Here is a 5,425-nt window from a genome sequence, read left to right as displayed (position 1 = left end):
CCCGCGCCCGGGACAGGGCGAGGGCCCGGGCCATATGCGCTTCGCCCCGCGCGATCAGGTCGCGGCTCCACCGCCTGGGGTCCTGTTCCGACAGGGGCACCATCATGCCCTCCGCATCGACCCGGGCCGGGCGCCGCGCTTCGGCGTAATGCACCGTCGCCGCCAGCGCATGGGCATCCGCGACATCGGGCATCACCTCGGCCAGCAGGGCGGCCAGTTCCAGCACGCCGGCGGCATAATCCGCGTGAGGGCCGCCGCCGGCCGCATCCTCATAGGCCATCGTATAGGCGATCTCGAGCGTGGACAGGACCGCTTCCACCCGTTCGGGCCAGCTTTCCGGCCCGGGGATTTCAAAGCTGATGCCAGCCTCCGCGATCTTGCGTTTGGCGCGCACGAGCCGCTGGGCCAAGGTCGCCTCGGACAAGAGATAGGCACGGGCGATGCTGGCGGTATCCAGGCCGCAGACGATGCGGAGGGCGAGCGCGGCCCGGGCATTGACCGCGATCGCCGGATGGCAGCAGACGAAGATCAGCCGCAGCCTTTCGTCGGGGATCGGGTCCATCGGGTCCTCGGGCGCCGCGACGATCGGTGCTGCCGGCACCTCGGCTTGCAGACGGCCGCGGCGTTGCCGCTTCCGCAGCCGGTCGAGGGCGGCGCGTTCGGCGGCCCGGTACAGCCAGGCGGCGGCATCGAGCGGGGGCGACGCCGGCCAGGATTCGGCAGCCTTCAGGCAGGCGTCGGCGAAGGCATCCTCGGCAAGATCGAGATCGCGGAAGCGCGCGGCGAGAACGGCCCTGATCCGGCCCCCCGCCGCCCGCTCCGCCGCATCGAGAGGGGACAGGCTCACTCGTGTCCCAGCAGCGGGCGAATCTCGATGGCGCCGTTCCCGGCCAGGGGCACCTGCCGGGCGATGGCGATGGCGGCGTCGAGATCCGGCGCGTCGATCAGGTAGAAGCCGCCGAGCTGTTCCCTCGTCTCGGCGAAGGGGCCGTCGTGCAGGCTCTGTTCGCCGTCGGTGGTGCGAACCGTGGTCGCGGTATCCGTGCCCTTCAACCCGGCGCCGCCGAGGCGGGCCTTGCCCAGGCCGCCGGCGAAAGCCATATGGCGGCCGATCATGGTTTCCAGCTTGGGGCCGCTCTTGCCCGGGCCGAACTGCTGCTCGTCTTCATAGATCAGAAGCAGATATTGCATGTCGATACTCCGTCGTTCGGGGGGCGACCATCACCCCTCCGACTACAAAGACGCGCGAGCCCCGCGCCGATCGACACGATACAGAAATTATTCCTGCTGCGGCAGCAAGGGCGCCGGGTCGAGCTGCAGCCCGTACCAGGCGAGGCCGAAATGCAGATGGGCGCCGGTCACCCGGCCGGTCTTGCCGGAGAGGGCGATGGTGTCGCCCGCCTGCACCTTCTGCCCGACGCGCACATCGACGCGGGAGAGATGGGCATAAAGCGTCTGCACCCCGGCGCCATGGTCGATGATGACGGTGCCGCCGGTGAAATAGAGGTCGGGTTCGGCCAGCGTGACCTGCCCCGGCGCGGCGGCGGCGATGGGCGTGCCTTCGGGCACCGCGACGTCGAGGCCGAGGTGCGGCTGCCGGGCTTCGCCGTTCAGGATGCGCTGGCTGCCGTAGACGCCGGAAATCCCGCCCTTGGCCGGCCATTGCAGACCCGCCTCCCAGTCGAAGGCGATACGGTCGATGGCACGGGCGGCCTTGATCTTCGCCCGTTCGGCCTCGATCCGCTTCATGCCCTCCGGGTCCGGGTTTACTTTCTTGTCCGGCAGGCCGTCGATGCGCTGGATCTGCCATTCGCGGGGGCTGATCGCCCGGCTGAGCGTGGTCTTGCCGGCGGGGCCGGTCACGTCGAGGGTCAGGGTTCCAGCCGCGTCCCGGCCGAGGCCGAGGACGAAGCGGCCGTCGGGCGCGATGTGAAGCTCGCGGCCGTCGTAGACGATGCGCTCCCCCGGCGCCGCGACCCCGGTGACCAGGGCGCCCTGGGCGACCTCGCCGTCGATGCTCGCGGCAAGGGCGGGGGCGATCAGGGCCGGCAGCAGCGCCAGGGCGAGGGCGATCCTCATGATTTCGGGGCGAGACCGGCCTGTTTCAGCGCGGCCTCTGGCGAGACATAGGGCTCCTGCCGGTCGACCGACCAGTAGCGCAGGTCTTCGAGCGCGATCCGCGTGCCGGTCACGGCGCAGACGACATGGGTGCCGGGCCACAGGATGCGGAACTGGCCGTGGTCATAGAGAATCTTGGCGGGGGCGTCGGCGTCTATCGTCATCTTCGATCAGATCAATGTGCCCTGTTCGGGCGGGGGTGTTTCGGCTTTGCGGCGGCGTCGTGGGGCATCGCCCGTCGTGATGGCGCCGACGCGGCCGTCGGCGAATTCGATCTCCAGCGCATCGCCCGGATGCAGCGCGGCGGCGGATGTTTCCAGCTTGCCCCCGCGCCGGACGACGGCATAGCCCCGGGACAGGACCCGCTGATAGGACAGGCTTTCCAGCAGTTGCGCGGGCGTCGCCCATTGCCGCTCCGCCCGCTCGATCAGGCGGCGGGTGGCGGGGGCGAGGCGCTCCGACAGTTGCGCCAGCCGCTCCGCCTTCTGGCGGAGTTCGCCGGTCAGGACATGGGGGCGTAAGCCTCCCGAGACTTCGGCCAGTTGACGGCGCCGGTCGGCGATGAGGCCGCGTAAAGAACGCGGCAGGCGCTCGGCGAGGTCGTCCAGGCGCTGCTCCCCGGCCTCGATCAGGCTGCGGGGATGGCGCAGGCCCCGGGCGAGGCCGGTCAGCCGCGTGTCATGCTCGGCCAGCAGGCGGCGGGTCGCCATGCGCGCCCGGCCACCCAATTCCTCGACCCGGTCGAGGAGGTCGGCCCGCACCGGCACCGCCATTTCGGCGGCGGCGGTCGGCGTCGGCGCCCGCCGGTCCGAAGCGAAATCGATCAGCGTGGTATCGGTCTCGTGGCCGACGGCGGAGATGAGCGGAATGGCGCTTTCCGCCGCCGCCCGGACCACCACTTCTTCATTGAAGGCCCAGAGATCCTCGAGGCTGCCGCCGCCCCGGGCGACGATCAGCAGGTCGGGCCGGGGAATGGCGCCGCCGGGCGCGATCGCGTTGAAGCCGCGAATGGCGCGCGCCACCTGATCCGCCGCGCCTTCACCCTGCACGGCGACGGGCCAGACCAGGACGTGGCGGGGAAAACGGTCGGCGAGGCGGTGCAGGATATCCCGGATCACGGCGCCCGTCGGCGAAGTGACGACGCCGATGACCTGCGGCAGAAAGGGCAGGGGCCGCTTCCGCTCGGCGGCGAACAGGCCCTCCGCCGCCAGCTTCCGCTTCCGCTCCTCGAGAAGCGCCATCAGCGCGCCGGCCCCCGCCGGCTCGATGCTCTCGGCGAGGATCTGGTATTTCGAGCGGCCGGGGTAGGTGGTCAGCCGGCCGGTGACGACCACTTCAAGCCCATCCTCGGGCCGGAATTTCAGCCTTCCGGCGACATTCCGCCAGGCGACGCCATCAAGGAGGGCATCCGCATCCTTCAGCGCGAAATAGAGATGGCCGGAGGAATGGCGCTTCACGCCGGACAATTCGCCCCGCACCCGGACCAGGGCGAAACGATCCTCCACCGTCCGCTTCAACAGCCCCGAGAGTTCCGAGACCGACATCTCGGGCAGGTTACGATCGGACAGATTCGGGGCTGCAACGTCTTCCATGCTCATGGGGACATGATACAAGCTGGGCCGGAAAGTTGGGTGAGGTCTTTTTCGATGAATGTACTGGTGATCGGCAGCGGTGGACGCGAACATGCCCTGTGCTGGGTGCTGGCGAAATCGCCGCTCATGGGCCGGCTGTTCTGCGCGCCGGGCAATGGCGGCATCGCGGAGGTCGCGACCTGCATCGAGCTCGATTTCCGCGAGACCGACCGGGTGCTGGCCCTGATCCGGGCCGAGAAGATCGATTTCGTCGTCGTCGGGCCGGAAGCGCCGCTGGTCTTCGGCCTCGTCGACAAGCTGACCGAGAAAGGCGTCAAGGTCTTCGGGCCGACGGCCGCCGCCGCCCAGCTCGAAGGCTCCAAGGGCTTCACCAAGGATCTCTGCGCCCGTCACGACATTCCGACCGCCGGCTATGGCCGCTTCCACGACAAGGCGTCGGCCCTCGCCTATCTCGAAAAGCAGGACCTGCCGATCGTGATCAAGGCGGATGGCCTTGCCGCCGGCAAGGGAGTCGTCATCGCGACGACGCGGGACGAGGCGATCGAGGCGGTGAGGGACTGTTTCTCGGGCCGCTTCGGCTCGGCCGGCTCGGAAATCGTCATCGAAGCCTTCCTCGAGGGCGAGGAGGCGAGTTTCTTCGCCATCGCCGACGGCCGCCATGTCGTGGCGCTGGGCAGCGCCCAGGACCACAAGCGCGTGTTCGACAATGACGAAGGCCCGAATACCGGCGGCATGGGCGCGGTCGCGCCGTCGCCCCTGATGACCCCGGCCATGGTCGACGAGGTGATGGCCCGCATCATCCGCCCGACCGTCGCCGCCATGTCGGCGGAAGGCCGGCCGTTCAAGGGCGTGCTCTATGCCGGCCTGATGCTGACGAAGACCGGCCCGCAGCTGATCGAATACAACGTCCGCTTCGGCGATCCCGAATGCCAGGTGCTCTTGATGCGGATGAAGAGCGATCTCCTCCCCGTCCTCGTCGCCGCCGCCGATGGCGTCCTCGACAAGCTGAACATCGAATGGGACCCGCGCCCGGCGGTCTCGGTCGTGCTCGCCACCAACGGCTATCCCGGCGACCTTTTGCCCGGCGGCGAAATCCGCGGCCTCGACGAAGCCGGCAAGGTGCCGGACGTGAAGGTGTTCCATGCCGCGACCAGGGCCGTGGGCGATCATTTCGTCCCGGTCGGCGGCCGCGTCCTCAATGTGACGGCGCTGGGCGAGACCATCACCAGGGCGCGCGAGACCGCCTATGAAGCGGTCGCGAAAATCGACTGGCCGGGCGGCTTCTGCCGCGGCGACATCGCCCTGAAGGCCATCGCGGCGGCCGGCGAAAGCGGCAAGTAAGCGGGGGAAACCCCTCCCCCCATCCCTATCCCCGCAAGCGGGGCGAGGGGGCCTATCGAGGCCGGGTCTGTTCCCTCGCCCCCATTGGGGGAGAGGGTTAGGGTGAGGGGGCAAGGCCCCGAACGAAAACAGGCCCCGTCTTTCGGCGGGGCCTGTTCGCGTTCAAGCCTCGAGGCTTACGAGCAGCCGCTGGTCGAGCCGCAGGTGTCGCACTTCAGGCAGGTGCCGTTGCGCACCAGGGTGAAGTTGCCGCAATCGCCGCAGGCGTCGCCGACGTAACCCTTCACGCGCGCCTCGCGGATGCGGGCGAGGCGGGTTTCGGCGGCGGAGGGGCCGCTGCTGCTGGCGACGGCGGCGACCGCGATGTCGCTGCC

Annotated in this window: 7 protein-coding genes; 1 reads left to right on the top strand and 6 read right to left on the bottom strand. The window is 69.6% G+C overall.

Features of this window, described 5'->3' with window-relative positions; translation table 11 throughout:
- From WAZ62_RS01790 to xseA, 5 genes are all read right to left on the bottom strand, one after another.
- Positions 1-847, bottom strand: an 847-nt coding sequence (locus tag WAZ62_RS01790; RefSeq protein WP_422641818.1) for an RNA polymerase sigma factor, incomplete at its 3' end; no start/stop codon positions are given.
- Positions 844-1,191 (bottom strand): YciI family protein, encoded by a 348-nt coding sequence (locus WAZ62_RS01785; RefSeq protein WP_422641817.1) that lies wholly within the window; start codon positions 1,189-1,191, stop codon positions 844-846. The genes WAZ62_RS01790 and WAZ62_RS01785, both read right to left, overlap by 4 nt.
- 87 nt (positions 1,192-1,278) lie before the next feature.
- Positions 1,279-2,079 (bottom strand): M23 family metallopeptidase, encoded by an 801-nt coding sequence (locus tag WAZ62_RS01780; RefSeq protein ID WP_422641816.1) that lies wholly within the window; start codon positions 2,077-2,079, stop codon positions 1,279-1,281.
- Positions 2,076-2,282: a DUF2093 domain-containing protein gene (locus tag WAZ62_RS01775; protein WP_422641815.1), complete on the bottom strand. Its 207-nt coding sequence runs from the start codon at positions 2,280-2,282 to the stop codon at positions 2,076-2,078. Before WAZ62_RS01775 ends, WAZ62_RS01780 begins: the two co-directional genes overlap by 4 nt.
- A gap of 6 nt (positions 2,283-2,288) precedes the next feature.
- Entirely contained in the window at positions 2,289-3,716 is a 1,428-nt protein-coding gene (gene xseA / locus WAZ62_RS01770; protein ID WP_422641814.1) for an exodeoxyribonuclease VII large subunit, read from the bottom strand.
- A gap of 48 nt (positions 3,717-3,764) precedes the next feature.
- Between xseA and purD the strand changes: the two genes are divergently transcribed.
- On the top strand, positions 3,765-5,051 hold the full coding sequence (gene purD, locus WAZ62_RS01765; protein WP_422641813.1) for a phosphoribosylamine--glycine ligase: 1,287 nt from the start codon (positions 3,765-3,767) through the stop codon (positions 5,049-5,051).
- Between the two features lie 176 nt (positions 5,052-5,227).
- Here the strand turns inward: purD and WAZ62_RS01760 are convergent.
- Positions 5,228-5,425: hypothetical protein (locus tag WAZ62_RS01760; RefSeq protein WP_422641812.1), on the bottom strand; the 198-nt coding region annotated here is incomplete at its 5' end.

This window comes from Zavarzinia sp., assembly GCF_049306435.1.
GTDB lineage: Bacteria > Pseudomonadota > Alphaproteobacteria > Zavarziniales > Zavarziniaceae > Zavarzinia.
This window is presented reverse-complemented; position numbering and strand designations above follow the sequence as displayed.

What these genes read in the sequence shown, in the direction of transcription:
- WAZ62_RS01780 (WP_422641816.1), bottom strand. Translation starts at nt 2,079, where the DNA reads ATGAGGATCGCCCTCGCCCTGGCGCTGCTGCCGGCCCTGATCGCCCCC.
- xseA (WP_422641814.1), bottom strand. Translation starts at nt 3,716, where the DNA reads ATGAGCATGGAAGACGTTGCAGCCCCGAATCTGTCCGATCGTAACCTG.
- WAZ62_RS01785 (WP_422641817.1), bottom strand. Translation starts at nt 1,191, where the DNA reads ATGCAATATCTGCTTCTGATCTATGAAGACGAGCAGCAGTTCGGCCCG.
- WAZ62_RS01775 (WP_422641815.1), bottom strand. Translation starts at nt 2,282, where the DNA reads ATGACGATAGACGCCGACGCCCCCGCCAAGATTCTCTATGACCACGGC.
- purD (WP_422641813.1), top strand. Translation starts at nt 3,765, where the DNA reads ATGAATGTACTGGTGATCGGCAGCGGTGGACGCGAACATGCCCTGTGC.